20 protein-coding genes are annotated in these 24,772 nt (G+C 72.4%); 13 read left to right on the top strand and 7 right to left on the bottom strand.

Annotation, left to right across the window (positions count from 1 at the left end):
* Positions 1-7: 7 nt before the first annotated feature.
* Together J2S55_RS11700 and J2S55_RS11695 are read left to right on the top strand one after the other, a co-directional pair.
* Positions 8-739: an SDR family NAD(P)-dependent oxidoreductase gene (locus J2S55_RS11700; RefSeq protein ID WP_306859717.1), complete on the top strand. Its 732-nt coding sequence runs from the start codon at positions 8-10 to the stop codon at positions 737-739.
* Between the two features lie 177 nt (positions 740-916).
* The gene (locus tag J2S55_RS11695) at positions 917-1,414 is read left to right on the top strand and encodes a hypothetical protein (RefSeq protein WP_306859715.1); all 498 of its coding nucleotides are present in this window, start codon (positions 917-919) and stop codon (positions 1,412-1,414) included.
* A gap of 1,461 nt (positions 1,415-2,875) precedes the next feature.
* On the opposite strand, the gene J2S55_RS11690 is transcribed toward J2S55_RS11695, so the two are convergent.
* A complete protein-coding gene (locus tag J2S55_RS11690; RefSeq protein WP_306859713.1) occupies positions 2,876-4,012 on the bottom strand; it encodes an FAD-dependent monooxygenase in 1,137 nt (378 codons plus the stop codon).
* Positions 4,013-4,309: 297 nt separating this feature from the next.
* Between J2S55_RS11690 and J2S55_RS11685 the strand changes: the two genes are divergently transcribed.
* A complete protein-coding gene (locus tag J2S55_RS11685; RefSeq protein ID WP_306859711.1) occupies positions 4,310-5,362 on the top strand; it encodes a TetR/AcrR family transcriptional regulator C-terminal domain-containing protein in 1,053 nt (350 codons plus the stop codon).
* 83 nt (positions 5,363-5,445) lie between these two features.
* Here J2S55_RS11685 and J2S55_RS11680 read toward each other — a convergent pair whose 3' ends face one another.
* On the bottom strand, positions 5,446-5,715 hold the full coding sequence (locus J2S55_RS11680; RefSeq protein ID WP_306859709.1) for a DUF1876 domain-containing protein: 270 nt from the start codon (positions 5,713-5,715) through the stop codon (positions 5,446-5,448).
* A gap of 538 nt (positions 5,716-6,253) precedes the next feature.
* Here J2S55_RS11680 and J2S55_RS11675 point away from each other — a divergent pair.
* The 3 genes from J2S55_RS11675 (at position 6,254) to J2S55_RS11665 (ending at position 8,669) form a co-directional block, all read left to right on the top strand.
* Positions 6,254-7,417 carry a glycerophosphodiester phosphodiesterase gene (locus J2S55_RS11675; protein WP_306859707.1) on the top strand — a complete coding sequence of 388 codons (1,164 nt, stop codon included), beginning with the start codon at positions 6,254-6,256 and terminating at the stop codon, positions 7,415-7,417.
* A gap of 323 nt (positions 7,418-7,740) precedes the next feature.
* Positions 7,741-8,283, top strand: coding sequence for a DUF5994 family protein (locus J2S55_RS11670; protein ID WP_306859705.1), 543 nt, complete (start codon positions 7,741-7,743; stop codon positions 8,281-8,283).
* Complete coding sequence (locus J2S55_RS11665) at positions 8,280-8,669, top strand: STAS domain-containing protein (protein WP_306859703.1); 390 nt, start codon at positions 8,280-8,282, stop codon at positions 8,667-8,669. Before J2S55_RS11670 ends, J2S55_RS11665 begins: the two co-directional genes overlap by 4 nt.
* A 391-nt stretch (positions 8,670-9,060) precedes the next feature.
* Here the strand turns inward: J2S55_RS11665 and J2S55_RS11660 are convergent, their stop codons facing one another.
* A complete protein-coding gene (locus J2S55_RS11660; RefSeq protein WP_306859701.1) occupies positions 9,061-9,549 on the bottom strand; it encodes a MarR family winged helix-turn-helix transcriptional regulator in 489 nt (162 codons plus the stop codon).
* A gap of 229 nt (positions 9,550-9,778) precedes the next feature.
* Between J2S55_RS11660 and J2S55_RS11655 the strand changes: the two genes are divergently transcribed.
* The 5 genes from J2S55_RS11655 (at position 9,779) to J2S55_RS11635 (ending at position 15,647) form a co-directional block, all read left to right on the top strand.
* Entirely contained in the window at positions 9,779-11,275 is a 1,497-nt protein-coding gene (locus J2S55_RS11655; RefSeq protein WP_306859699.1) for an MFS transporter, read from the top strand.
* A 34-nt stretch (positions 11,276-11,309) separates the two neighbouring features.
* Positions 11,310-12,092 carry a class I SAM-dependent methyltransferase gene (locus J2S55_RS11650; protein ID WP_306859697.1) on the top strand — a complete coding sequence of 261 codons (783 nt, stop codon included), beginning with the start codon at positions 11,310-11,312 and terminating at the stop codon, positions 12,090-12,092.
* Positions 12,093-12,324: 232 nt separating this feature from the next.
* Positions 12,325-13,260, top strand: coding sequence for a hypothetical protein (locus J2S55_RS11645; RefSeq protein ID WP_306859695.1), 936 nt, complete (start codon positions 12,325-12,327; stop codon positions 13,258-13,260).
* A 12-nt stretch (positions 13,261-13,272) separates the two neighbouring features.
* Entirely contained in the window at positions 13,273-14,157 is an 885-nt protein-coding gene (locus tag J2S55_RS11640) for a class F sortase (RefSeq protein ID WP_306859693.1), read from the top strand.
* Between the two features lie 23 nt (positions 14,158-14,180).
* Positions 14,181-15,647 carry a DUF2079 domain-containing protein gene (locus tag J2S55_RS11635; RefSeq protein WP_306859691.1) on the top strand — a complete coding sequence of 489 codons (1,467 nt, stop codon included), beginning with the start codon at positions 14,181-14,183 and terminating at the stop codon, positions 15,645-15,647.
* Positions 15,648-15,683: 36 nt separating this feature from the next.
* Here the strand turns inward: J2S55_RS11635 and J2S55_RS11630 are convergent, their stop codons facing one another.
* Complete coding sequence (locus J2S55_RS11630; protein WP_306859689.1) at positions 15,684-17,747, bottom strand: phosphocholine-specific phospholipase C; 2,064 nt, start codon at positions 17,745-17,747, stop codon at positions 15,684-15,686.
* A 270-nt stretch (positions 17,748-18,017) separates the two neighbouring features.
* Here J2S55_RS11630 and J2S55_RS11625 point away from each other — a divergent pair, with 270 nt between their 5' ends.
* Positions 18,018-19,163 (top strand): acetyl-CoA C-acetyltransferase, encoded by a 1,146-nt coding sequence (locus J2S55_RS11625; RefSeq protein WP_306859687.1) that lies wholly within the window; start codon positions 18,018-18,020, stop codon positions 19,161-19,163.
* 197 nt (positions 19,164-19,360) lie between these two features.
* Here J2S55_RS11625 and J2S55_RS11620 read toward each other — a convergent pair whose 3' ends face one another.
* The 3 genes from J2S55_RS11620 to J2S55_RS11610 all read right to left on the bottom strand — a co-directional run bounded on the left by J2S55_RS11620 (position 19,361) and on the right by J2S55_RS11610 (position 22,596).
* Positions 19,361-19,537, bottom strand: a complete 177-nt coding sequence (locus tag J2S55_RS11620; RefSeq protein WP_306859685.1) for a hypothetical protein — start codon at positions 19,535-19,537, stop codon at positions 19,361-19,363.
* Positions 19,538-19,825: 288 nt separating this feature from the next.
* A complete protein-coding gene (locus J2S55_RS11615; RefSeq protein WP_306859683.1) occupies positions 19,826-21,700 on the bottom strand; it encodes an acyl-CoA dehydrogenase family protein in 1,875 nt (624 codons plus the stop codon).
* A gap of 185 nt (positions 21,701-21,885) precedes the next feature.
* Positions 21,886-22,596 (bottom strand): class I SAM-dependent methyltransferase, encoded by a 711-nt coding sequence (locus J2S55_RS11610; RefSeq protein ID WP_306859681.1) that lies wholly within the window; start codon positions 22,594-22,596, stop codon positions 21,886-21,888.
* Positions 22,597-22,747: 151 nt separating this feature from the next.
* Between J2S55_RS11610 and J2S55_RS11605 the strand changes: the two genes are divergently transcribed.
* Positions 22,748-24,724: an ATP-binding protein gene (locus J2S55_RS11605; RefSeq protein ID WP_306859679.1), complete on the top strand. Its 1,977-nt coding sequence runs from the start codon at positions 22,748-22,750 to the stop codon at positions 24,722-24,724.
* The last annotated feature ends 48 nt before the right edge of the window (positions 24,725-24,772 follow it).

The following is a 24,772-nucleotide window of genomic DNA, read 5'->3' as shown; positions in this document are numbered from 1 at the left end:
GGCAGGCATGACAGGCAAGGTCGCACTCGTCACGGGTGGGAGCCGCGGGATCGGGGCCGCGATCGCCCGGCGCCTGGCGGCGGACGGCGCGGACGTGGTCATCACGTACGCGAGCGCGGCCCACCGCGCCGCCGCGGTGGTCAAGGAGATCGAAGCCGCAGGCGCCCGCGGCGTCGCCGTCGCCGCCCAGGCCACCGACGCCGCCGCGCTGGCCGGCGCGGTCGAGCGCACCGTCGCGGAGCTGGGACGGCTCGACATCCTCGTCAACAACGCCGGCACAGCCCCCTACGGGCCGCTGGAGGAGGTGACACTGGAGGAGGTCGACCGGACGCTGGCGATCCACGCGCGCGCGTCCTTCCTGCTCGCCCAGGCCGCCGCCCGCCATATGACCGCGGGAGGCAGGATCGTCACCATCGGCAGCAGCCTGGCCGAGCGGGTGCCCTATCCGGGCTGGACGCTCTACGCGATGAGCAAGTCGGCGCTGATCGGCCTCACCAAAGGACTGGCACGCGACCTCGGCCCTCGCGGCATCACCGCCAACCTCGTCCACCCGGGCTCGACCGACACGGAGATGAACCCCGCCGACGGCCCCGGAGCCGACGAGGAGCGTGGCTACACGGCGCTGGACCGCTACTGCAGCCCCGACGACATCGCCGCCACCGTCGCGCACCTGGTGGGAGAGGGCGGCCGCAACATCACCGGCGCGTCCGTCACCGTCGACGCCGGCACGACCGCGTAACCGCCGCGGCCGGGCTGCTGCTCGTGGGCGCCGCACTGCTGGAAACCGTCCGGGCCACGGCGCCGGAGCGCCGGTAGGGCCCTCCCTACTCCGGATCAGGGTGCGGACGGGCATGTCCCGGCCCGCCGCGCGAGAAAGACTCGGGGCATACCCGATCCCCCGTCCGGAGGTACCTCCATGGCAACGCAGCAGCACGCACCGCAGACCCTGAACAGCCCGCCGGCCGTCCCGGCGGCCGTCAAGACCGCCTCGGCGCTCTGGCTCACCGCCGTCGGCGCCGGCGCCTTCGAGGCCGCCCTGGCCGTCACCGGCGCGCTGGTCAGCGGGTCGGCGTCGTTCGCCGACCTCGCCGGGGGGCTGGGGTTCCGGCTGGCGGTCTTCGCGGTGGCGATCTTCATGGCCGTCCGCCTGCGGCAGGGCCGCGGCTGGGCCCGTATCGCCCTCGCCCTGTCCCTCGGCATCTTCGGCACCATCTCCCTGGTGATCGAGCCGATCCGGTGGCTGCTCGACGGGAACTCGCTCGGCCAGGCCGTCGCGGAGGCCGACGCGATGTCGTTCGTGTTCGCCGGGAGCCGGATCGTGCACCTCGTGGCCGTCCTGGGTGCCATGGCGATGATGTTCGCCCCGGCGGCGAACGACTATTTCCGCGGCACGCCCCGCCTGCCGCGCGCGTGACACGGCTCCATCCGCGTGACCGATGCCCCCGGGGGCGTCGACGACCCGGGCGATCTCCTCGGCGATGCCGGCGCGGGCCGGGCGGGAGCGTTCGACGGAGCGCACACCTGCTGGTCGGGACGCGAGCGCGGTGCTCGTGACCTGGGCGGCTCTGATCTATGATCGTTATCTGCCCGGCCAACCCGGGTAGAGAGAGCTCTGTAGAAGCGGACCCCCCGACAGATCGGAAAGTGGGGGTGTGCGCAGATGAGCGTCGTACGGGCCGGTGTGATGGCCGTACTCATAGGGGTGGCGGCGATCGGCGCCGTCCAGCATTCGAAGCCGACGTCCAACCGGTCCCCGAGCTGGGTGGTCAAGCGGCCGGGGAACTCGACCGCCAAGCGGCATGTGGCCTGGACGGTCAGGCAGCCGGAACCGGCCGCCGACCGGCACCGGGGCCGGGCGTTCGGGCGGACCGACGGGCCGCGGGCCCGGCACTACCGGGGGCATCGGGCCGGGCGGACCGACGGGCCGATACCCAGGCGCTACCGGGGGTCGAGGGTCGAGCGGCCCGATGGGCTGATGCCCCGGCAGTACCGGGGGTCGAGGGTCGAGCGGCCTGAGGGCCCGATACCCAGGCGCTACCGAGGATCGAGGGCCGAGCGGCCCGACGGGCCGATGCCCCGGCGCTACCGGGGGTCGGGCGTCGAGCGGCCTGACGGCCTGGATCCCAGGCGGTATCGGGGACCGGCGTACGGAGGGTCCGCCGCCAGGCAGCCGCAGGAGGGGGCGATCGGGCGGCACCGGGGGCTCCGAGGCGAGCGGGCCGACGGCCTGGGACCCGGACGCTACCGTGATCCGGGACTCGGCCGGCCGGGCGGCCCGGATTCCCGGCGGTACCGCGACCCCGGACTCGGCCGGCCCGACGGCCCGGATTCCCGGCGCTACCGGGACCTGAGGGGCGAGCGGGCCGACGGCCCGGGTCCCCGGCGCTACCGGGGAGCGGCCGCGGGCCGGCAGGATGGCTGGTCGACCGAGCGGCCCCGAGGCTGGAGCGCCAAGCGGCTGGGTGAGTGGTTGAACGGGCATCCCAGGCAGAGAACGTCCGACGTCCAGATCATCCGCCCCGGGGTGGCACCGGACCAGGAAGGACCGGTCGGCAGCGGACAAGCAGGCAGCGGACAAGTAGGCAGCGGACCGGCAGGCAGCGGACAAGTAGGCGGCGGACCGGCCGCAAGGTGATCGGGCGACGTTGATCCGGCGTCGGCGGTCCGGCGATCGGCGGCCAGAGGACAACCGGCCAGAGGACAACAGAGGTGTCCAGGAGGGCCCGGCCGTACCTTCGGCCTGGCCGTACCGCCGGGTCGTGTGCGAGGCCGGGGCCTCCGGCCTCGCACGGGCGCGCCCCGGGGCCGGGCGCGCCGGGGCGGGCTGTGCCGGTCGGCTCCGGGGCCGGTGGCGCCCCGGGGTGGGCCGTGTCCGTCAGCTCCGGTAGTCCTTGAGCGTGATGGCGTTGGACAGCTCCCGGATGTCCGGCATCGGACGGCTCTGGTCCTTCTGCCACTCGCTCACCCGCAGCGCGAAATCCTGGTTCAGGCCGGCGAACTCCCGCATCTCCTCCTCGTAGCGGGCCAGCCCCACCCGGTGGTCCCCGCCCGCCGCCAGGAGCTCTCCGGCCAGGACGTAGGCGCCGACCAGGGCGAGGGTCGTGCCCTGACCCGACAGCGGAGAGCCGCAGTAACCCGCGTCCCCGACCAGTGAGACCCGTCCGTTGGACCAGCTGTCCATGCGGATCTGGCTCATGGAGTCGAAGTGGAAGTCGGGCGCCTCCCACATGGCCTTCAGCAGCCTGGCGGTCTCCCAGCCGTCGTCGGCGAAGCGTTCGGCCACGATCTGCTTGTGCCGGGTGATGTCGCGGTGGTCGTAGTCCAGCCGTGGCGACTCGAAACCGAGGACCGCCCTGGCCTCGGTGTTGTTCCGCGCGCTGTAGAGGCCGGACATCTTCCCCGGGGTCCGGTGGAACACCTGCCAGTGGTCCAGATCCAGGAAGTTGTCAGTGGTGAAGACCGACAGGTAGGTGTCCAGGTGGCGGATGAACCGGGACTCCTCGCCAAAGGCCAGCGCGCGCACGTTGGAGTGCAGGCCGTCGGCGCCGACGACGAGTCCGAAGGTGCGCGGTGCGCCCCGCTCGAAGGTGACCCGCACCCCGTCGTCGTCCTGCGCGAGGGAGGTGATCGAATCGCCGAAGAGGTATTCGACGCCGTCACGGGTGGCCTCGTAGAGGATGCCGGCCAGGTCGTCGCGGAGGATCTCCACGTCCTCGCTGCCGACCTCGCCGCCGGTCAGGGTCTCCTCGGTGGTGCTGTGCAGCACCTCGCCGGCGCTGTCGACGAAGGACATCCCGCGCATCGCGGCGTCCATCCGCCGGATGTCGGCCAGCAATCCCATCCGCTCGACGACGCCGAGCGCCGCGCCGCGGATGTCGACCGCCTGACCTCCGGGGCGGAGCCGGGGGGCCTTCTCCACGACGGTGGGATTGAAGCCGTGGCGGCGCAGCCAGTAGGCCAGCGCGGGCCCGGCGATGCTCGCACCGGAGACGAGGATGTCGTGGTCTCTCATGGGGACTCCTGGCGGATGTCGAGGGAGGGGGACGCGGCCGGCCGGTGACGGCCCCGCCGGCTACGCCGTACACAGTTGAATGTACGGCGTACGCATGCGATTAGGCAACTCGACATGGCCATTGAGCACGGGTTTTCCGGAGACTCTCGGGAAATTCTGCACTAGTACAGTAGGCAGGGCGCCCGTCCTCGGCGATCCGCCGGGCCGCCGCCGTCCCTGGTCATCGAGGGGTTCCGCTACCCTCGGGGCAGGTCGGCCTGTACTAGTACAGGCGGCTCCACCGGACGGAAGGCGATCGTGAACCGGCCCGCTGCCCAGCCTGATCCCCCCTACCTGAGGATCGTCACCGAGATCCGCCGCCGCATCGCGGCCGGTGAGCTCCGTGCCGGCGACCGGGTGCCCTCGACCCGGCAGGTCGCCCGGGAGTGGGGCGTGGCGATCGCGACCGCCACCAAGGCTCTGACCATCCTGCGCCAGGAGGGAGCCGTTCAGGCGGTGCCCCGCGTCGGCACCGTGGTGGCCGGGCCCGGGTCCCCGCCTGGGCCACAGCCCGGGTCCCCGCCCGGGCCACAGCCCGGGGCCGGGTCCGGATCGCAGCCCGGGTCCGGGCCGCGCTCCGCGCCCCGTCCGGCGCCGTCCCGGCCGGCCGGCCCGCGCCGTACGGCCCACGATCCCGATCAGGGGCTGACCCGGGAGCGCATCGCCCGCGCCGCGATCGGCATCGCCGACACCGAGGGGCTGGACGCCCTGTCCATGCGCGGCGTCGCGGCCAAGCTCGATGTCGCCACCATGTCGCTGTACCGCCACATACGGGACAAGGAAGATCTCGTCCTGCTGATGATCGACACGGCGTGCGGTGAGATCCGATATCCGGAGGAGCCGCTCACGGGGTGGCGGGCGCGCCTCGAACTGGTGGCGCGGCTGCTGTGGTCCACCTACCGGCGGCACCCGTGGCTGGCGCAGGCCGGCTCGGTGACCCGGCCGCTGCCGCTGCCCAACCTGATGGCCTACGCCGAATGGACGATGAGCGCGGTGGACGGCCTCGGTCTCGACGCGGAGACCATGCTCAACGTGCACGTCCTGCTCTACAGCTACGTCCGGGGAATCGCCGTGAACCTGGAGTCGGAGGCCCAGGCCGAAGCGGACACCGGCGTCACCGGAGACGAATGGATGGACACCCAGGAGCCCGTCCTCTCCGGGCAACTCGCCTCGGGGGCTCTGCCGACGTTCTCCAGGGTCGTCGCGGACCTGGAGGACGGTTACGACCTCGATCTCGACGCGATCTTCGAGCTCGGCCTGCGGGCGATGCTCGACGGCCTCGGCGTGCTGATCCAGAACTCCGGGCGGTGAGACGGGCCTGGTGGTCCCGTCCGTCCCGAGGCCGGGTCAGGGCCCCCGCCAGAGCCGGCGGGGGCCCTGGGACGGGCGAGGGCTCACCATGCTCTGGGCGCGTGCCCAGCCATCTGGGCGACGTCCTCCGCGCCTTCCCGCATCAGCTTGCCGGCCAGGTCGGACAGGGCACGTCCGGCGGCCAGCTCGTCGCCGATCGACGGAACAGGCTGGTCGTCCGGGTTACGCCGGGCGTGCGCGACGCATTCCCGTTTCCTGCCGTCCGCCGTCATCAGCACGGCCTTGGCGGTGGTGACGGCGTCGGCGTCGTCCTCGCTGATGAATATCTGTACAGTCCATTCCTTTGATTCCATTACCAACACCTCCCATTTCAAGACTGCGCCTCTGTCGGCGTTACCGGAAGGGTCCTTGGACCCGGCATTGTGGGGTTTTGCCGCTCAGGGCCCGACAGAAGGGGAAATCCCCGCCCGCCGTACGGCTCCGCACGCGCCCGGGCGGACGGGGCCGCTGTCGGCGGAGGTGTTCTCCATCGGGCTCGACCACGGCCCGTGGCCGGACGGCGCCTCGTACCCGTGCCTGATCCTGCCCGGCACGGCGCGGACGGGCTCACGCTGATCCGGGAGCGGTAGTCCGCCGGGCCTCCCTGGCCTTCCTGGCTCGGCCGATCGTTAGCCGTTCGGCCGCTCAGGGTAGAACTGTTTGTACCAGTGTGCCCCCCGCGAAGTAGGAACGTGGGGGTGTACCCGGGTGGTCGGGAAAATGTCGCTCAATGTCCTCGCCGTGCTCGTAGGAGGAGTGACGCTCCTCGCCCTCCACCCCACAGGCCCGGCTCGACCGGCCGGCCCTACCCGCCCCGTGAGCCCGTTTCAGGCGGCGGGCCCGATGCGGCCCGTGAACCTGGTCGGACCGGTGAGCTCGGCCCGGTCGTCAGGGGGAGTCCGGTCCGCCGGTACGGCCCGCTCCGCCCGCAGGGCCCGGCCCCCGAAACCGGTGGTGCCCACCCCCGGCCGGTCCGCGGGCGCGTCCGCCAGGCACGGGCGCGGCGCCCGGACGCCGATCGTCGTCGCGCACCGCGGAGCCAGCGCCTTCCGGCCCGAGCACACGCTCCTGTCCTACGAGGTCGCCATCCAGATGGGCGCCGACTACATCGAGCCGGACCTGGTCTCCACCAAGGACCACGTGCTGGTCTCCCGGCACGAGAACGAGCTCTCGGCGACCACCGACGTCGCCGACCACCCCGAGTTCGCCGCCCGCAGGACGACCAAGACCATCAACGGCGGCCAGGTGACCGGCTGGTTCACCGAGGACTTCACCCTCGCCGAGCTGCGCACCCTCCGTGCCAGGGAGCGCTTCCCCAAGCGGCGGCCGGGCAACGCGGCATACGACGGGAAAGCGCAGATCCCGACATTGGAGGAGATCGTCAAGCTCGCGCAGAAACACGGCGTGGGCGTCTATCCCGAGATCAAATATCCGACCTACTTCGCCTCGATCGGGCTGCCGATCGAGGAGCCGCTGCTGGAGGTCCTCCGGAGGTACGGCTGGGACGAGGCGTGCGACCCGGTGTTCATCCAGTCCTTCGAGACGAGCAACCTCAAGCGGCTCCGGGCCCTCACGCGGCTGCGGCTGATCCAGCTCATCGGATCGGGGAGCGGCGCGCCGTACGATCTGGTCGACGTCGACAACGCTCTCACCTGCGACGAGCTCGTCACTTCGGAAGGGCTGCGGCAGATCGCCACCTACGCCGACGGCATCGGCGTGACCACCACGCGGATCGTGCCGGTCGGACCCGACGGGAGGACGGATCCGCCCACCTCGCTCGTCCAGGACGCCCACCGTTACGGTCTCCAGGTCCACGTCTCGACGATCCGCGACGAGAACGCCAAGCTCCCGGCGGAGTACCGGCGGGGCCGTCCCGGCGGTTCGGCCTACCGCCGGGCCGTCGGGGACGTGACGGGCTGGTTGAAGCGGCTGTACCGGCTCCGGGTGGACGGGGTGTTCGCCGACAACCCCGGGGTGGCGCGTGTGACGCGAGACCGTATGTTCGGAGGGGACTGACCGTCCGGGCCGGCCGTCCGGAGAGTCCGGCGGCCTAACCCGGGCCGGTGCCGTCAGGGCCTCGCGGGAGCCGCCGGGGATGTTCGCCGCGGCCGCGGCCGGGGCGGGGAGGGGAGGGCGCACGCCGGCGGCCTCCCCGCCCGCGTGCGACCGGTACCCGACGCGGGCGTGATGAGGGAGGACTCCCTGATGTCGGCGATGAGACCGTCCGGAGGAGTAGTCTGGGGAGACCGAGGACATTCCGCACGTTGGCATCCAGGTCGGCGTCGCCCAAGGCGATACACAACTTCGGTCCTTCCCGGCCCGAGTCAGGCCGATCGATCATGACGCCGAAACTTCTCTCCCGGATCACGCCCCCTGTGGTCGCCGTCCCCATGACCACCTCCTCCGCGGTACGCCTCAGCCTGGACCTCGTGCCCGGCCACCGGGGTCTCGTGGACGGGGCATGGTGGCCGTATTCGCGGAACGCCGGCGTGGAGCTGCCCGGCCTCATCGCGGCCGTGGATCGGCTGCTGGGCCGTCCCGTCCTGCGCGTGGGTCTGCACGCGGACGTCTGGGACGGCGTCCCGCGCCGTATCCCGGCCCGTGGCCGCCAGGTCGAGGTGGGCCCGTCACGGAGTGCCGACCACCGCCTGATCAGGCTGTCCGTAGCGGGTATGGAGCACGTCGACCTGCTGGTGATCCCGTCCGGCACCGCGTGCGTCCCGGCCATGGACGCCCTGGAGCTGGCCGTCACATGTGCCGGCCGCCTACGTCCGGTCGACATCCTCACCGCCGTCCACGCTCCTGTCCCGGCCGGACCCCCGTGCGCGGGAGCCCGTGCTCCGGCCGAGGTCTCATTCCTTCTTCGATCGGAGATCCCATGACCACTCTTCAGAGCCGAACCGACGGAACGGTGCTCCGGCCCGTCCGCCCGTCCGTCACCCTCGTCAAGCTGTGCGGTGAGATCGACGTCTTCACCTGCCACTCCCTGCGCGAACGCCTGATCGGCGCGGTGCGGTCCAGCGTGGGGCCGCTCATCCTCGACCTGTCCAGGGTGTCCTTCCGCGACGTGTCCGGGCTGGCCGCGCTGGTCGGCGTCCAGCGTCGCGCCAGAGCCCGCGGTATCGCCCTCTATCTGGCCGAGCCCAGCTCCCAGACGGCCGAGCTGCTCCGGCTGACCGGCCTGGACCGCGTTCTCATGATCTACCGGGGCATCCCGGGCAAGCCCGGAACGCCCAGGCTCCCGCGGCAGGTGCGGAGGGGAGACTGAGGCCCGGCCACATGAACGGCCCCGGGGGAAGTGAACGGCCCCCGGGATAGAACGACCCCCCGGGAAAAGGGCGTGAGGCGCCCCTTGAAGGACTCGCGGGCGCGGCCAGAACGGGCCGCCTTTCCCGGACCCGCGTCCGCGGGCCTACGCCCGGGGACCGGTCGGCCCGCGTCCGCGGCTGCTTCCGCGGGCCTACATCCAGGACTGGTCGGCTCGCGTGCGCGGCTGCTTCCGCGGGCCTACGTCCGGGACCGGCTGGCCTACGTCCGGGACCGGCTGGCCTACGTCCGGGACCGGCTGGCCTACGTCCGGGACCGGCTGGCCTACGTCCGGGACCGGCTGGCCTACGTCCGGGACTGGTCGGCTCGCGTGCGCGGCTGCTTCCGCGGATCTACGCCCGCGACTGGCGGGCCCGCCGTACCGGCCGCTCGCTCACCATCGGGGTGGCCAGGTGCCCGTTGAGGAGCCGTTCGAGGGCGCCGACGAAGGGGGCGCGCTCGTCGGCCGGGAGCGCCGCGAGCACGTCGGCGTGGACACGGTCGGAGATCGCAGTCCCCTCGGCCACGATCCGCCGGCCCTCCTCGGTGACCGAGATGATGCGGGCCCGGCGGTCGGTGCTGGACGGCCGGCGCTCGGCAAGCCCGGCCTTCTCCAGCTCATCCACCGTCACCACCATCGTGGTCTTGTCGAGGTCGGAGATCTCGGCGAGCTGGATCTGCGTCCGCTCGGCCTCCATCGCGTGGAACAGGACGCAGTAGCCGCGCGGCGTGATCCCGAGCTCGGCCAGGGCCGCCGTCATCTGGGTCGCCAGCACGTGGCCGGTGTGCGTCAGCAGCATGCTCAGATCCGGGACGGTGCGGGACGGCGCGCTCGTGGTCATACGGTGAGTATACCAAGATAGTTCTACTACGGGATTATCTATAAGTAGAGATATTCGGTGGGACGGGGCCCGAAAAAGGCTGGGCCGGGCGGACGGGCCGGAGGTAGAGTCGACTTCATGACCTGGCGACATTGATCCATCACCAGAGGTCGACAGGGGACCCGTTGTCGCGGGCCGCCGGAGATGCCGAGCATCCCGAGCCCGCACAGTCCCCCGTCGGAAAGACCTCATGATGATCTCTCTTCTCCGTGGACCGGACAGGCGCGCGGAGCGCCTGGCCGCGACGCTCTACGGTTACACCTTCCTCGACGATCTCATCCTGCTCTACCCGGTCTACGCGCTGCTGTTCGTCGACACCGGCCTGTCGACCGCCGAGATCTCCTCGCTGTTCGTGATCTGGTCGGTCACCTCCCTGGTGATGGAGGTCCCCTCCGGAGTGTGGGCCGACGCCGTCTCGCGGCGGCTGCTCCTCGTCGTGGCGCCGCTGCTGTCGGCCGTGGGCTACGCCCTGTGGGTCATCGCCCCCTCTTACTGGGCGTTCGCCGCGGGCTTCGTGCTCTGGGGCACCTCGGGAGCGCTGCAGTCGGGCGCCATGGAGGCGCTGGTCTACACCGAGCTCGAACGTCTGGACGCCGCCGGCCGCTACGCCACGATCATGGGCCGTGCCCGCGCGCTCAGCACCGGCGCCGTCATGGTGGCCACGGCGCTGGCCGCCCCCGCGCTGGCGGTGGGCGGCTACCCGCTGCTCGGCGCGGCCAGCGTCCTGGCCTGCGTGCTCTGCGCGGCCGTGGCGACGACCTTCCCCGAACACCGCGGGCAGAGCCCGGAGGAGTCGTCGCCGGAGGAGGCGTCGCCGGGCTCCTACGCGGACATCCTGCGGGACGGCGTGCGGGAGATGCGCTCCAGCCGGCCGGTACGGCGGGCGGTGCTGCTGGTGATCGCGGTGACGGCGCTCTGGGGCGCGCTGGACGAGTACGTCCCCTTGCTGGCGGCCGGCACCGGTGTCGCCGAGTACGCCGTACCGCTCCTGGTGCTCCTCGTCTCCGCCGGAGGCGCGCTCGGCGGCCTGCTCGCGGCCGCCGGTCGGCGTGGCACCGACCGGGCGATCGCGGTGATCCTCGCCGTCGGGGCGCTGGCGCTCGGCGCGGGGGCGATCAGCGGGGTCCCGGCGGGCTTCGCCGTGATCGCGGTGGCCTTCTGTCTCTTCCAGATGGCGACCGTGCTGGTCGACGCGCGGCTGCAGGACCGCATCACCGGCCCGGCCCGGGCCACCGTGACCTCGCTGGCCGGGCTGGGCACAGATGTGACCTGCATCGCCTTCTTCGGCTGTTATGCCGCCGCCTCCGCGGTGACGGGGCACAGCGTGATCTTCGCCGTGTCCGCCGTGCCGTACCTCGTCCTCGCCCTCGTGCTCACCCTGGCCGCGGGCGGCCGGTCGCGTCCCGGCGGCGGGCGGCGCCGGGAGCGGCGGCCGTCCGGCGAGCGGAGCATGACAACCCATCACCCGGTCCCCGCCCATCCGGCACCTGCTCACCCGGCATCCGGCCATCCGGCACCTGCTCACCCGGCACCTGCTCACCCGGCCCCCGCCCATCCGGCACCTGCTCACCCGGCCCCCGCCCATCCGGCATCCGGCCATCCGGCGTCCGCCCACCCGACACCCGCGCACGTGCCGCCGGTTCACCCGGCACCCGGTCACGTGCCGCCGGCCGGCCGCACTCCGTGAGCGCCGGCGCGGACCGCGGGGGTACCGTGAGCCGGTGAGCGGTTCACCCACCTTCGACGACGTCGACCCCGAGACCCTCGCGCGGCGGGCGTCCTCGTTCGGCGGCCAGGCGGCCGCGTACGCGAGAGAGCGGCCCGACTACCCCGACGACGCCGTGCTGTGGGCTCTCGGGCCCGTCCGGGAGCGCGCGCCGCTGCGCGTCCTCGACCTGGGCGCCGGCACCGGGAAGCTGACCGGGGTGCTGCTGCGGCATGTCGCCGACGTCGTCGCGGTGGAGCCCGACGCGGCCATGCTCGCCCAGCTCCGCGACCGGCTGCCCGGGGTCCGGGCGCTGCCCGGCACGGCGGAGGAGATCCCGCTGGCGGACGGGGCGGTCGACGCGATCCTGGTCGGGCAGGCCATGCACTGGTTCGACCTCGACCGGGCCCTCCCCGAGATGGCCCGGGTCCTGGCGCCGGGCGGGGTGCTGGCCGGGCTGTGGAACCTCGACGACGACCGGGTCCCGTGGGTGAGCGGCCTGAAGCGGGTGGCCGCCAGCACGGTGTCGTTCAGGCGGTGGCGGCCCGCCGCGGCCTTCCTGCCGGGGCCGCACTTCGGCGCGGGCGAGCGGGCCGAGTTCGCGCACGGCCAGCGCCGGACCGCGGAGTCGATGGCGGCGACGATCGCCACCCACTCCCACGTGCTGACCCTCCCGGAGACCGAGCGTGCCGAGCTGCTGGCCCGGGTCCTCGACTACCTGCGCGCCACCCCCGAGACGGCCGGCGGCGAGTTCGAGCTCCCGATCACCACCGTGGTGGTCCGTGCGCCGCGCGGGTAGCGGGCAGCCGCCCGTCGCGCCCGGATGGCGCGGGGCCGCGGCCGGGCGGCGCGGGGCCGCCGCCGGGCCCCGCGACCGGCAGCGGTGAGACGGGGAGGAATTTATGCCCGTTTTGCCGAGTTACGTGCATATCTCAGTCTCTGTTCATAGGATCTATGCCGGACCGTGACCATCGCCTGGAATCGTGGACGCCCGCCCAGAGCGCTCAACTGTTCCGAAATGGAGAGAGACTGTGCTGAAGTCCAAGACGCGCCGCCGCGTCGCGGTCAAGACAGCCGCCATCGCAGCAGTGGGTGGAGGAATCTTCTTCGGCGCTGTCCCGGCGATCGCCTCCATGACGGCGGCCCCGAAGACCGTCACCTACACCTGCACGGCCTCCTCCGCCGCCACCGGGAATCTCACCTACAAGCTCCAGATGGACATCACGGGCCCGCTGGCGCCGACGCCCAGCTCCGCCGTCGTGGCGACCTGGGCGATCCGGCAGCCCGCCGCCTCGCCGTTCCTCACCGCCCCCTCGGCCATCGCCGCGACCGAGCGCCTCGTGATCGACGGTGACGCGCTCGTCACCAGCAACCCCTCGATCGTCCCCTCCGAGCTCCGGACGGTCGGGGCCACCGCCGCCGCCGTCGCGGCGACGGCGGGTGCCCAACTGCAGGTGCCCCCCGTGCTGATCACGGTGACCCCGACTGCGACCGGTGTCATCGCGGTCCAGCCGGCCTCCTTCGACCTCTACCTGGAGCCGGCCTCCGGGCCGGGCGGCGGCGGCACGGGCGGCACCCTCTACGCGTGCGACGTCGCGTCCACGGCCTCGGCCGAGGCGAGCGCCGCGGCGCTGCTGATCACGGTCAAGCCGTCGGGCACCTCGACCGGCACGGGCACGCCGAGCCCCACCCCCACGAACACGGGCACCGGCACGCCGACCCCCACTCCGACGCAGACGAGCACCCCGGCGCCGGTCGTCACCGTCACCAGGACCAAGACGTCCAAGCCCGTCAAGCCCCCCAAGACCCGGCAGATCGACGAGACCCCCGGAGGCGGCGCCTCCACCGGAGGCGGCGGGGAGGCCGGGCCGGACGCCCGGATGATCGTCATCAGCGGCGCGCTGATGGTGGCCGGCGCGGCGGTCGGCGGCCTGGTGCTGCGGCGCCGTACGGCGGCCAGAGGCTGACCGGGGTGCCGGATGACCAGCCCGACGCCTGACGGCAGGCCGCCGAGGCCCCCCGCCCCGGGCGGGGGGCGGCAGGGGCGTCCCCACGGGCCCGTGCCGCCGTACGGGCGCGGGCCGGTCCGCCCGCCCTACCCGCCGCAGCCCGGATACCAGCAGTACGGCCGGCCGTACGAGGAGTGGCCCGACGGCCGGATCGACGGCGGCCGGGTGCTGCGGTCGGTGCTCATCCTGGCGGGGGTCGCCGGGGTGATCACCGTGCTGGTGGGCCTGCTCTACATGGTGGCGGCGCCCGAGCAGTACGGCCTGGCCGACCAGCGCACCACGCTGCCGCCCCGCAGCCAGATGAACGCCACCGCCCCCGCGGACCCCTACTTCCAGGCGCCCGCGACCGTGCCGCCGCCGCAGCCGAGCATCCCGGCGGCCCCCGCCATGCAACCTTCGACCCCGGTCCGCCTGGTCATCGAACGGCTCGGCGTCAACGCGCCGATCAGGTCGGTGGGGCTCGACAGGCAGGGTGCGATCGAGGTGCCGCCGGTCGGCAACCCCAACCTGGTCGGCTGGTACCGCTCGGGACCCACGGCCGGGGAGGCCGGACCGGCGATCATGCTGGGGCACAAGGACACGAAGTCGGGCAGCGCGGTCTTCAGCCGACTCGACGAGATCCGTAACGGCGACGTCATCGAGGTGCACCGCAAGGACGGCGTCATCGCGGTCTTCACCGTAGGAGGTCTCGAACAGGCCGAGAAGTCGGTCTTCCCGACTCAGCGGGTGTACGGCGAGTCGCCCAACCCCCAGCTCCACCTGATCACCTGCGGCGGCACCTACGACCGCACGACCGGCCACTACACCGACAACGTCATCGCCTACGCGACGATGACGGGCACGCGCAGGGAATGAGCGCCGCCGCTCCGTCCGGTGCCGTGCCGTCCCTGAGAGCCCGCGGCGCCGCGTCCCTGAGAGCCCTCGCCACCGCGGAGACCGTGTGGCGGCGGCGGCACGGGCTGGTGCTGGGCGCGCTCGTGGCGCTGGCCACGGCGGTCTACTCGCTGCTCGGCCTGGTCAAGCTCGCGACCTTCCGGGCCACCGTCTTCGACCTGGTCATCTTCGACCAGGCCGTGCGCGGCTACGCGGGCTTCGGGGCGCCCGTCGTGCCCTCGGTCGGCATGCAGTACGGCGCCGGGATGGACTTCCTCCAGCTCGCCGACCACTTCTCGCCGATCCTGGCCCTGCTGGCCCCGCTGTACTGGCTGCACGACGGGCCGCAGACGCTGATCGTCACCCAGGCGGTGCTGTTCGCGCTGGCCGCGGTCCCCATCTGGCACTACGCCGAGCGCCGTCTCGGCGCGCGCCCGGCCCACCTGGTCGCGCTGGCCTACACGGTGTCGTGGCCGGTCGCGCAGGCCGCCGGGTTCGACTTCCACGAGGCGGCCTTCGTCCCGCTGCTGAGCGCGATCATGATCGAGCGCTCCGACGCCGGCCGGCCGGTCCCGGCGGTGCTCGCCGCCGCCGGGCTGCTGCTGGTCAAGGAGGACATGGGCCTGCTGCTCGCCGGCTTCGGGACGTATCTGCTCCTCACCCGGCGACTGCTCGCGGGAGCCGCCGTCATCCTCTTCGCGCTGGGCGCGCTCATGATGATCCGCGGCGTGCTGATGCCGGCGGCGGGGGCCGGCGCCACGGGTTTCCACTGGGCCTACGGCGCCTGGGGCGCGGATCTCGGCCAGGTGGCGCTGGCCCTCCTGCGGGATCCGCTGGGCGCGCTGGCGCAGCTCGTCAGCCCGATGGTCAAGGTCAACACCCTGGCCTTCCTGCTGTGGCCGATGGCGCTGACCGCGCTGCTGTCGCCGCTGACGCTGGTGGCGGTCCCGCTCGTCCTGGAGCGGTTCCTGGCCGACCGGCCGCAGTGGTGGGGGCCGGAGCACCACTACAACGCCTTCATCGTCGCCGTCCTCGTCTGCGCCGGGGTGGACGGGGCGGACCGGCTCGCCGGACGGTTCCGGGGCCGGCGCCTGGTCACGCACTGGGCGGTCGCGGTCTGCGTGATCGGCCTCACCCTCGTGCCGCGCTTCGAGCTCGGCAAGCTCCTGGACCCGGCCTTCTACGAGGGCGATCCGCACGTCGTGGCGGCGCGCGAGGCCGTGGCCAGGGTCCCGGACGGGGTGGTCGTCGAGGCCGCCAACAACGCCGGTCCCGCGCTCACCGCCCGGACGACGGTCCTGCTGTGGGGGCCCCAGGCCCACGGCGCACCCTGGATCGTGGCCGACGTGGCGCGGTGGACCTATCCGTTCGGCGATTACGGCATGCAGCAGCAGCGGGTCGACGAGGCGCTGCGGAGCGGTTATCGCAAGGTGTTCGAGCGTGACGGCTACGTCGTGCTGAACCGGCCGTGACGGAGGTCACGGCCGGTTCAGCGGAGCCGTTCGAGGTCAGCCCGTGACGCTCGGGCGGCCGTTCTCGACGTGGCCCATCAGGCGGCGGGCGTAGGAGGGGTCGTCGTCGCAGGTGATCTGGACGTCGTACCAGCCCTGCGACTCCTCCACCGGCCAGATGACCTGCCGGTACTGGCCCGCGCGCAGCGGCACGGTCTGCTCCTTGTCGCCGTAGGCGTTGGCCCGCACCTTCAGGGTCAGCGAGTGGTCGCCGAGGTTGGTGATCTCGATCCGGACCTTCCGGGGATCGATGTCGATCACCTGCTGGACCTGGACCCGGGCGGCCTTGCCGGCCAGGGACCCGGCGAACTCGCGGCGGAAGCCGTTCGGGCCGGTCAGGGTCAGGTCGTAGCGGTCCTTCACCTCGACGGTGCGGGTGGTGACGCCCAGGACGTCGAGGTGGCGCGGGTGGTCGAACTCGCCCGCGTAGGGGTAGAGCGCCAGGTGCGCGCTGTCGCGGCCGGTGTTGGCCAGGGTCAGCTCCAGCGTGGAGCCGAGCAGCCGGGCCCAGGAGTTCAGCTGGTACGGCAGCGGCCGGGCCGGGCGGGTGCCCTCCTCCTGGACCGGCATCCGCTGCTCGGCCGGAGGCGACGGCCGCCAGCGGCCGGTGAAGGCCGGGACCGGCGCGGGCCGGGCGGGGGACGGCCGGGGACCGGCGGCGGTGAAGTCGAAAGCGGAGGTCAGGTCGCCGGAGACCGTGCGCCGCCACGGGGAGACGTCGGGGAAGCGGACCCCGAGCCAGGTCTCCAGGAACCGCACGGTCGAGGAGTGGTCGAAGATCTGGGAGCAGACGTATCCGCCGACGGTCCACGGCGAGATGATCGTCATGGGTACCCGGATGCCCAGCCCGATCGGTTTGCCGTCGTAGAACTCCGCGGTCTGCTCGGCGGGCGGCAGCGGCGGCGGCACGTGGTCGAAGAAGCCGTCGTTCTCGTCGTAGGTGATGAACAGCGCGGTCGACTGCCACACCTCGGGAGCGGAGGCGATCGCGTCGAGGATGTCGTAGGTGATCTGCGCGCTCTGGATCGGCGACGACGCCGAGGGGTGCTCGGAGTCGGCCGCCGACGGCACGATGTAGCTCACCTCGGGCAGCTTCCCGGCCTCGACGTCGGCCCGGAAGGCCTGTGCCAGCGTCTTGGACGGCACCCGGCGCAGCGCCCGGTCGAACAGCGACCGCTCCTGCGGGGTGAGCTGCGCGACGCCCTCCTCCAGACGGGCGAGCAGTTCCCGGCGCTGCGGCTCCGGCGCCGACCGGACCGCGCGGTAGAAGGAGTGCATGCTCTTGTAGTCACCGCGCAGCGCCTTGCGGGCGATCTGCCGGAAGCGGGTGAAGAACTCCAGGTTGTTGTCCTCGTAGTTGTCCCACTCGTGGTAGACCCGCCACGACCTCCCGGCCGCCTCCAGGATCTCCCCGGCGTTCGTCCAGGAGTAGCCCGCGTGGGTGTCCTGGCTGTAGGCGGCGTTGTCGATGGCCCGCTTGGTGGTCCCGGGCTCGTAGCCGGTGTGCCCGCTGACGTGGTAGTTCCGGTTCGGGCTGGTGGAGGACAGCACCGAGCAGAAGTAGTGGTCGCAGACGGTGAAGGTGTCGGCCAGCTCGTACTGGAGCGGGATGTCCTGCCGCTCGTAGTGCGTCATCGTGGCCGGGGACTTGGCCGGGATCCAGCCGTTGTGCCAGCCCTTGGCCGCCGCCGCTTGGCCGTCGTTCCAGCCGTGCGCCAGGTCGGAGATCCACTGGAGGTCCTTGCCGACGAGCCCCGCGGCCTCCCGGACCGAGAAGGGCAGCACGCTTCCGCCGGTCGAGGGCTGCTCGAAGACCGGTTTGCCGTCCGGGAGCCGGATCGCGTTGCGGTCGCCGTACCCCCGCACGCCGCGCAGCGTGCCGAAGTAGTGGTCGAACGAGCGGTTCTCCTGCATGAGGAAGACGACATGCTTGATCGCGGACAGGCCACCGGGTGGTACCGCCATCGCCATCGCCCGGTGGACCGAGGGGGGCAGCAGCGAGCCCGCCAGTACTCCTGCGCCGGCCGCGAGGAACCGCCGGCGGGAGGGGCCTTCGGACATGGGGGATTTCCTTTCGAAGGGGACCCCGGAAGGCTTTCAACGGCAGGAAACCAGACCTTTACCGACAGTTGTCGAATAGGTGACGCGAATACGGATTCACGCCCACGGGGTATGAAAAGCCCTATCCGGGACTGCCGGAAGCCGCCGTCCCGTGGGTCGGGCGGTGTGTCCGACCGTGTTCAACCGGCCGTCCCGAGCACGACACGGACAAAGGTTCTGTTGTAATCTCCTCATAACCGAACAATGCTCGGTTCATAAGCAGGAGGCACTGTGGCAGAGGCGTACATCGTCGGGGCGGTCCGCACCCCGGTCGGTAAGAAGAAGGGTGGGCTGTCCACCGTCCACCCCACCGATCTGGCCGCGCACACCCTCAGGGCGCTCATCGAGCGCACGGGTGTCGACCCGTCCGCGGTGGAAGACGTGATCATGGGCTGCGTCATGCAGTTCGGCCCGCAGAGCATGGACATCGCGCGCAACGCGTGGCTGTCGGCCGGCCTGCCGGAGAGCGTCGCCGGTGTGACCATCGACCGTCAGTGCGGCTCCTCCCAGCAGTCCATCCACTTCGCGGCCCAGGGCGTGCTGTCCGGCACCCAGGACCTCGTGGTGGCCGCCGGGGTCGAGTCCATGAGCGTCGTGCCGATGGGGTCGTCGATCACCGCCGCGCTGGAGAAGGGCATGCCCTTCCCGTTCGGGGACATGTGGGTCGAGCGGTACGGCAAGCAGGAGATCTCCCAGTTCCGCGGCGCCGAGCTCATGTGCGAGAAGTGGGGCCTCGAACGCGAGGAGCTGGAGCGCTTCGCCTACGAGAGCCACCAGCGGGCGGCCAAGGCCGTGGCGAACGGCTACTTCAAGGACCAGATCGCCCCGGTCAACGGCGTCGAGGACGACGAGGGCCCGCGCGCGGACACCACCCTGGAGAAGATGGCGTCGCTGAAGACGCTGCGGGACGGCGGCCGGATCACCGCGGCCACCTCGTCGCAGATCTCCGACGGCTCCGGGGCGCTCCTGATCGCCTCCGAGCAGGCGGTCCGCGACCACGGCCTGACCCCCCGGGCCCGCATCGTCACCCTGGCGCTCACCGGGGACGACCCGGTCTACATGCTGACCGCGCCGATCCCGGCCACCCGGAAGGCGCTGAAGAGGTCCGGCCTGTCGATCGACGACATCGACGTCACCGAGATCAACGAGGCGTTCGCCCCGGTCCCGATGGCGTGGATCAAGGACATCGGCGCCGACCCCGCCAAGGTCAACCCCAACGGCGGCGCGATCGCCCTGGGCCACCCGCTCGGCGGGACCGGCGCGATCCTGATGACCAAGCTCCTGCACGAGCTGGAGCGGACCGGCGGCAGGTACGGCCTGCAGACGATGTGCGAGGGCGGCGGCCAGGCCAACGTCACCATCATCGAGCGGCTCTGAGCGGCTCCGCGCCGAGCGTCCGGCACCGAGCGTCCGGCGCCGAGCGGCTCCGGTGGGGCTGAGGCTCCGGTAAGGCTGACTCCGGTAAGGCCGGTGGAGAACGTCGGACCGAGCTGGGCGCAGCACCCGGCTCCGAGCCGGGCGCTGCACGAGACGGACGCCCCGCCCCGGGAGACCGGGGCGGGGCGTCCGCCGTCTCAGCGTCCGCCCTTGCCGGGGATCCGGCGCGGCTGCTGGGTCGGCCTCATCGGCAGGTGCGGCATCGGCATGTGCCGCGGCGCCGCCGCCGGAGGCAGGTTCCGCTCGGGCAGCGGAGTGCGGGTCTTGGTGGTCTTGTTCTTGCCACCGCGCTTTTGGCCGGCGTGAATTCGCATATGGACTCCTTGAGGATGATGACGACGCGGTCGATGCCGTGCCGGAGACTCAGCTGCCGCGTCAGACGTACGGGGCCAGAGGGCTGAGTGTGCGGGCGGATCAGTCGGAACTGATCGACGCCGGCTCTTAGGAGTTGATCCACATGCGATCGACCGTACGGTGGCCGCCCCGGGCGGCGCAACCCATTTAATCCGGGCTGATCCCGGCGCGGATCCTCGCCCCGGAGGGCGGCCGCCGGGGCGAGGATCCGCGCCGGGCCGCGCCCCGCCGCCTTGGGCGGGGCGTTCTCAGCCGATCGACCGGTGCACGTTCTCGGAGGTCGAGGCACCGGGGGTGGCGGCGGCGATCCACGGGCCGTCGATGGAGGCGTCGAGGATGCCCTCCTCCAGGAAGGTGTAGCGGCCCTTCAGGAGCTGGCGCGCCAGCCGTACGTCCCGGGCGTCGCTGTTGTCCCACAGCTGGTCGAACAGCGCGTCCACGCGGAGCCGGGCCTGGTGGCAGAAGGTGTCGGCGATCTCGGCGGGCTTGCGCCCGAGCTCGGCGGTCTCCTCGCGGGCGCGGACACACGTCGCGGTGATCGCGAAAAGCTCGGCGCCGATGTCGACGATCCGGCCGAGGAAGCCCTGCTTGTGTTCGAGCCTCCCCTGCCAGCGGGACATGCCGTAGAAGGTGGAGCGGGCGAGCTTGCGGCTGGTCCGCTCCACGTAGCGCAGGTGCCGGGCCAGCGCGCCGAACTGCGCGTAGGATCCCGGCCGGTTGCCCGACCCGGCGACCAGCGTCGGCAGCCAGCGCGCGTAGAAGCCGCCCGCCCGCATCGCGGCGCGGGCCTTGGCCCTGCTGTCCAGCGACGGGTCGATGAGCTCGCCGGCCGCCGTCAGGTGCGCGTCGACCGCCTCGCGGGCGATCAGCAGCTGCATGATCTCGGTGGAGCCCTCGAAGATCCGGTTGATCCGCATGTCCCGCAGCACCTGCTCGGCCGGGACCCCGCGCTCGCCCCGGGCGGCCAGCGACTCCGCCGTCTCGTAGCCGCGTCCGCCGCGGATCTGGACCAGCTCGTCGGCCACCTTCCACGCCATCTCCGAGGCGTACAGCTTGGCGAGCGCGGCCTCGATCCTGATGTCGGTGCTCTCCTCGTCGGCCATCCGGCACGACAGCTCCATCACCGCTTCGAGGGCGTAGGCCGTGGCGGCGATGAAGGCGATCTTCCGCGCGACCGCCTCGTGCTCCCCGATCCGGCGCCCCCACTGCACCCGCTCGCCGCCCCACTCCCTCGCGATCTTCACCGCCCACTTGGCGTTGCCCGCGCAGACGGCCGGGAGCGAGAGCCGGCCGGTGTTGAGCGTGGTCAGCGCGATCTTCAGGCCCTGGCCCTCACGGCCGATCAGGTTGGCGGCCGGGACACGGACCCGGTGGAACCTGGTCAGGCCGTTCTCGATGCCGCGCAGCCCCATGAACGCGTTGCGCCGCTCGACGGTGATCCCCGGGGTGTCCGCCTCGACGACGAACGCGGAGATCTTCGTGCCGGTGCGGGCCATGACCACCAGCAGACCCGCGACGACCCCGTTGGTCGTCCACAGCTTCACGCCGTCCAGCACGTAGTCGTCGCCCTCGCGCACCGCCGTGGTGGCCAGCCGTGCCGGGTCGGAGCCGACGTCGGGCTCGGTCAGCAGGAAGGCCGACACCTCACCCCTCGCGCAGCGGGGCAGGAATTTACGCTTCTGCTCCTCGGTGCCGAACTGCTTCAACGGCTGCGGTACCCCGATCGACTGGTGCGCCGACAGCAGCGTGCTCAGCGCCGGGCAGTACGACCCGACGAGCATCAGCGCCCGGCCGTAGTCGAGATGGCTCAGCCCCAGCCCGCCGTACTCCTCCCCGATGGTCATCCCGAAGGCGCCCAGCTCGGCCAGCCCCTTGACCACCTCGTCCGGCACCTGCGCGGTCCGCTCGATCAGCGCCGGATCGACCCGGGTGTCCAGGAACCGCCGCAGCGCCCGGAGGAACTCCCCGCCCTTGCCGGTCCCGGCCTCGGACAGCGCCGGAGCCGGACGCACCAGGTCGAGGCGGAAGTCTCCCAGGAAGAGCTGCCTGCCGAAGCTGGGGCGGGCCCATTCCTTCTCCCTGGCCTGCTCGGCCACCTCGCGCGCCTTGGTGTAATCGGTCATTGTGACCTCCTCGGGCATAGATCACCTCGACGTTACGCCCGGGGGGCGGCTCCGGGAAAGCAACGACGCGGTAGGAGTCCGATATGCCCACAGGTGCCCTCGCCGAGGGCCGAGGTGCTCCGGCGGCTGACCCGTCGACGTGGGGAGACATCACGTCCGGGACGGTCAGCGAGGGAGAGTCGCGCCTACTTCGGGACGCGGGCCACGCAGAAGACGGTCTGGCCGAAGGGCGGCCGGACGAAGCGCTCGATGAAGCGGGTGGCGGGGACCACGGTGCGGTCGTAGATCTTGACCAGGCGCGGGTCGGGGTAGCCGACGCCGCCGCGGCGGACGGCGGCCCACCACGCGATGCCGCCGAGGAAGTTGATCGGCTTGAGCACGTCGATGTCCAGGCCCGCCTTGGAGACCGTGCTGCGCAGGGTGGCCGGGGTGTAGCGGGTGACGTGGCCGACCTTGCGGTCGAAGTCTCCGTAGAGCTGCATGTAGCCCGGGACCCAGATGACGATCCGCCCGCCGGGGACGGTGACCCTGGCGAGGGAGCGCAGGGCCTCGACGTCCTCCTCGATGTGCTCCAGGACGTTCATCATCACGACGGTGTCGACCTTCTCGCCGATCGGGATGTCGGTCGGCAGGCCGAACTGCAGCACGTCGATGTCGTCGCGGCCGGTGAAGCGCTTGCGCAGCTGCTCCACGCAGTAGGGGTCGAAGTCGCTGACCACCAGCCGGTCCAGCCGCGGCAGGAACGCCTCGGCGAAATGGCCCAGACCGGAGCCGATCTCCAGCATGGAGCGGCCCACGTGCGGGGCGACCATGTCGAGCTCGTACTGCCGGTAGTTCTTGGCCTCGTCCCCACCGAGGTGGTTCTCCAGGGCCTCGTCACCGGCCGCGGGTTGCACTACGCGGTCATACCCAGACATGCGGTTCCGTCCAGATCGCTAACAGAAAGCCGTGGCGCGGGGGCCACGGCTGCGGACAGGCAGAGTCTAGTAGCGCTTCCCTGAGAGCGGCCCCCCAAACGACATCCGGCGGCCTAGCATGGGCCACCCCATGGAAACTACCTTCGTCGGCAGGCACGCAGAGATCGCACAGGTGGTCCGCCTGATGCGGGGGTCCCGGCTGGTCACGCTCACCGGGCTGGGCGGGGTCGGGAAGACGCGGCTGGCGGGCCGGGTGGCGGAGGAGGTCGCGGCGGACTTCCCCGACGGCCTCTGGCTGGTCGACCTGGCCGATCTGACCGACCCCTACCTCCTGGCGGAGACCGTGGCCGGTGGCATGGGCCTGGCCGACCAGCCCGCCCGGCCGCAGGAGGAGGCGCTGGCGGAGTGGCTGGGCTCGCGCAGATCGCTGCTCGTGCTGGACACCTGCGAGCACCTGGTCGAAGCGGTGGCCTCGCTGGTGGACACGTTGCTGCGCCGCGCGCCCAACCTCCGGGTGCTGGCCACCGGCCGCCAGCCGCTCGGCGTGTCGGGCGAGCACATCCACCTCGTCCCGCCGCTCCCGGCCGAGGACGCGGTGGCCCTGCTGCTCGACCGCGCGGGCCCGGCCGCCGGCGCGGACGGCGTGGCGGAGCTCTGCGCGGGGCTCGACGGCATCCCGCTGGCCATCGAGCTGGCGGCCGTACGGCTGCGCGCCATGCCGCCCGCGCTGCTCACCCGGCGGCTGGACGACCGCTACCACCTGCTGACCGGCGGCGGCGGCCCGGTGCGGCACGAGTCGCTGCGCGCGGCGATGGGCTGGAGCCACGAGCTGTGCACCCCGGCCGAGCGGTTGCTGTGGGCCCGGCTGTCGGTGTTCGCCGCCGACTTCGACCTGGAGGCGGCCGAGCGGGTCTGCGCCGGCGGGCCGCTCCCGGCCGGGCTGGTGCTCGAAGCGCTGAGCGGGCTGGTCGACAAGTCGCTCGTGCAGCGGGAGGAACACTCCACCGGCGTACGGCTGCGCATGCTGGACACCGTCCGGGAGTTCGGCGCCGAGTGGCTGCTCCGGCTGGGTGAGACCGGCGCGGTCCAGGGCCGCCACCGCGACCACTACCTCCGGCTGGCCAGGCGGTGCGCCGTCCAGTGGCCCGGCCGGCAGGTGGAGTGGTACGGCCGGATACGGGCCGAGCGGCGCAACCTCCGCAGGGCGTTCGAGCTGTGCCTGGCCGACCCGGAACGGTCCCGGGCGGCGCTGGGCCTGGCCGGGACCCTGTGGTTCCTCTGGATCTGCTGCGGCATGCTGCGCGAGGGCCGCCACTGCCTGGAGACGGCGCTGCGCAGGGACACCGGTCCCAGCCCCGAGCGGATCAGGGCGCTGTGGGTCTGCGCGTGGGTGGCCGCGCTCCAGGGCGACCTCGGCGCCGCGCGGGAACGGCTCGACCGGTGCCGCGCCGAGGACGCCGAAGGGAGCGCCGCCGGTTACGTCGCCCAGGTGGAGGGCCTGATCTCCCTGACGCGGCGCGACCACCTCCGGGCGGTCGAGCTGCTGGAGGAGGCCATGGCCTGGCACATGGCCAAGGGCGAGGTGCTGTCCGGGCTGCTGCCCTGCTACACGCTGACGGCGCTCGGCCTGCTGGCGGCCGGCAGGCCCGAGGAGACCGCGGAGACGCTGTCGGAGGGACAGGCGCTCTGCGAGGCGCACGGGGAGGAGTGGAGCAGTGCCCAGATGGAATACGTGTCCGCCTGGGCCGAGCACGTCAAGGACAGCGCGTCCGGGGCGCTCCGCCACGCCAGGACGGCGCTCGCCGCGGCGCGGCTCTTCGAGGACCCGCTCCTGAGCGTCGCCTGCGTCGAGATGATCGCCTGGGCGGCGGTGGCGGGGGGAGCCGCGCGCCGGGGCGCCCGGCTGCTGGGCGCGGCCCAGGCCGTCCGGGACTCCTCCGGGCTGGCGCGGTCCGGCGCACCGATCCCCGTCCCGGTCCGGGAGCGGGCCGTGACCCATGCGGTGAAGGCCCTCGGCGGTGGAGAATTCGACACCCTGTTTGCCGAGGGACAGGGCTTTGACCTGGGCATCGCTGTGAAATATGCGCTGGGGGAGAAGATCTCATAACCGGGGGTGCCGCCCCCTGGCGGGCCTTTGGCCGGTTCCGTGGTTGGC

The sequence above is a fragment of the Streptosporangium brasiliense genome (assembly GCF_030811595.1).
Lineage (GTDB): Bacteria > Actinomycetota > Actinomycetes > Streptosporangiales > Streptosporangiaceae > Streptosporangium > Streptosporangium brasiliense.
Note: the sequence above shows the minus strand (reverse complement) of the source record. Positions and strands in the feature narration are given on the sequence as shown.

Coding starts and splice junctions, on each gene's coding strand:
- J2S55_RS11605 (WP_306859679.1), top strand. CDS start 22,748: ATGGAAACTACCTTCGTCGGCAGGCACGCAGAGATCGCACAGGTGGTC.
- J2S55_RS11700 (WP_306859717.1), top strand. CDS start 8: ATGACAGGCAAGGTCGCACTCGTCACGGGTGGGAGCCGCGGGATCGGG.
- J2S55_RS11620 (WP_306859685.1), bottom strand. CDS start 19,537: ATGCGAATTCACGCCGGCCAAAAGCGCGGTGGCAAGAACAAGACCACC.
- J2S55_RS11630 (WP_306859689.1), bottom strand. CDS start 17,747: ATGTCCGAAGGCCCCTCCCGCCGGCGGTTCCTCGCGGCCGGCGCAGGA.
- J2S55_RS11670 (WP_306859705.1), top strand. CDS start 7,741: ATGACGCCGAAACTTCTCTCCCGGATCACGCCCCCTGTGGTCGCCGTC.
- J2S55_RS11655 (WP_306859699.1), top strand. CDS start 9,779: ATGATGATCTCTCTTCTCCGTGGACCGGACAGGCGCGCGGAGCGCCTG.
- J2S55_RS11690 (WP_306859713.1), bottom strand. CDS start 4,012: ATGAGAGACCACGACATCCTCGTCTCCGGTGCGAGCATCGCCGGGCCC.
- J2S55_RS11640 (WP_306859693.1), top strand. CDS start 13,273: ATGACCAGCCCGACGCCTGACGGCAGGCCGCCGAGGCCCCCCGCCCCG.
- J2S55_RS11660 (WP_306859701.1), bottom strand. CDS start 9,549: ATGACCACGAGCGCGCCGTCCCGCACCGTCCCGGATCTGAGCATGCTG.
- J2S55_RS11665 (WP_306859703.1), top strand. CDS start 8,280: ATGACCACTCTTCAGAGCCGAACCGACGGAACGGTGCTCCGGCCCGTC.
- J2S55_RS11615 (WP_306859683.1), bottom strand. CDS start 21,700: ATGACCGATTACACCAAGGCGCGCGAGGTGGCCGAGCAGGCCAGGGAG.
- J2S55_RS11680 (WP_306859709.1), bottom strand. CDS start 5,715: ATGGAATCAAAGGAATGGACTGTACAGATATTCATCAGCGAGGACGAC.
- J2S55_RS11695 (WP_306859715.1), top strand. CDS start 917: ATGGCAACGCAGCAGCACGCACCGCAGACCCTGAACAGCCCGCCGGCC.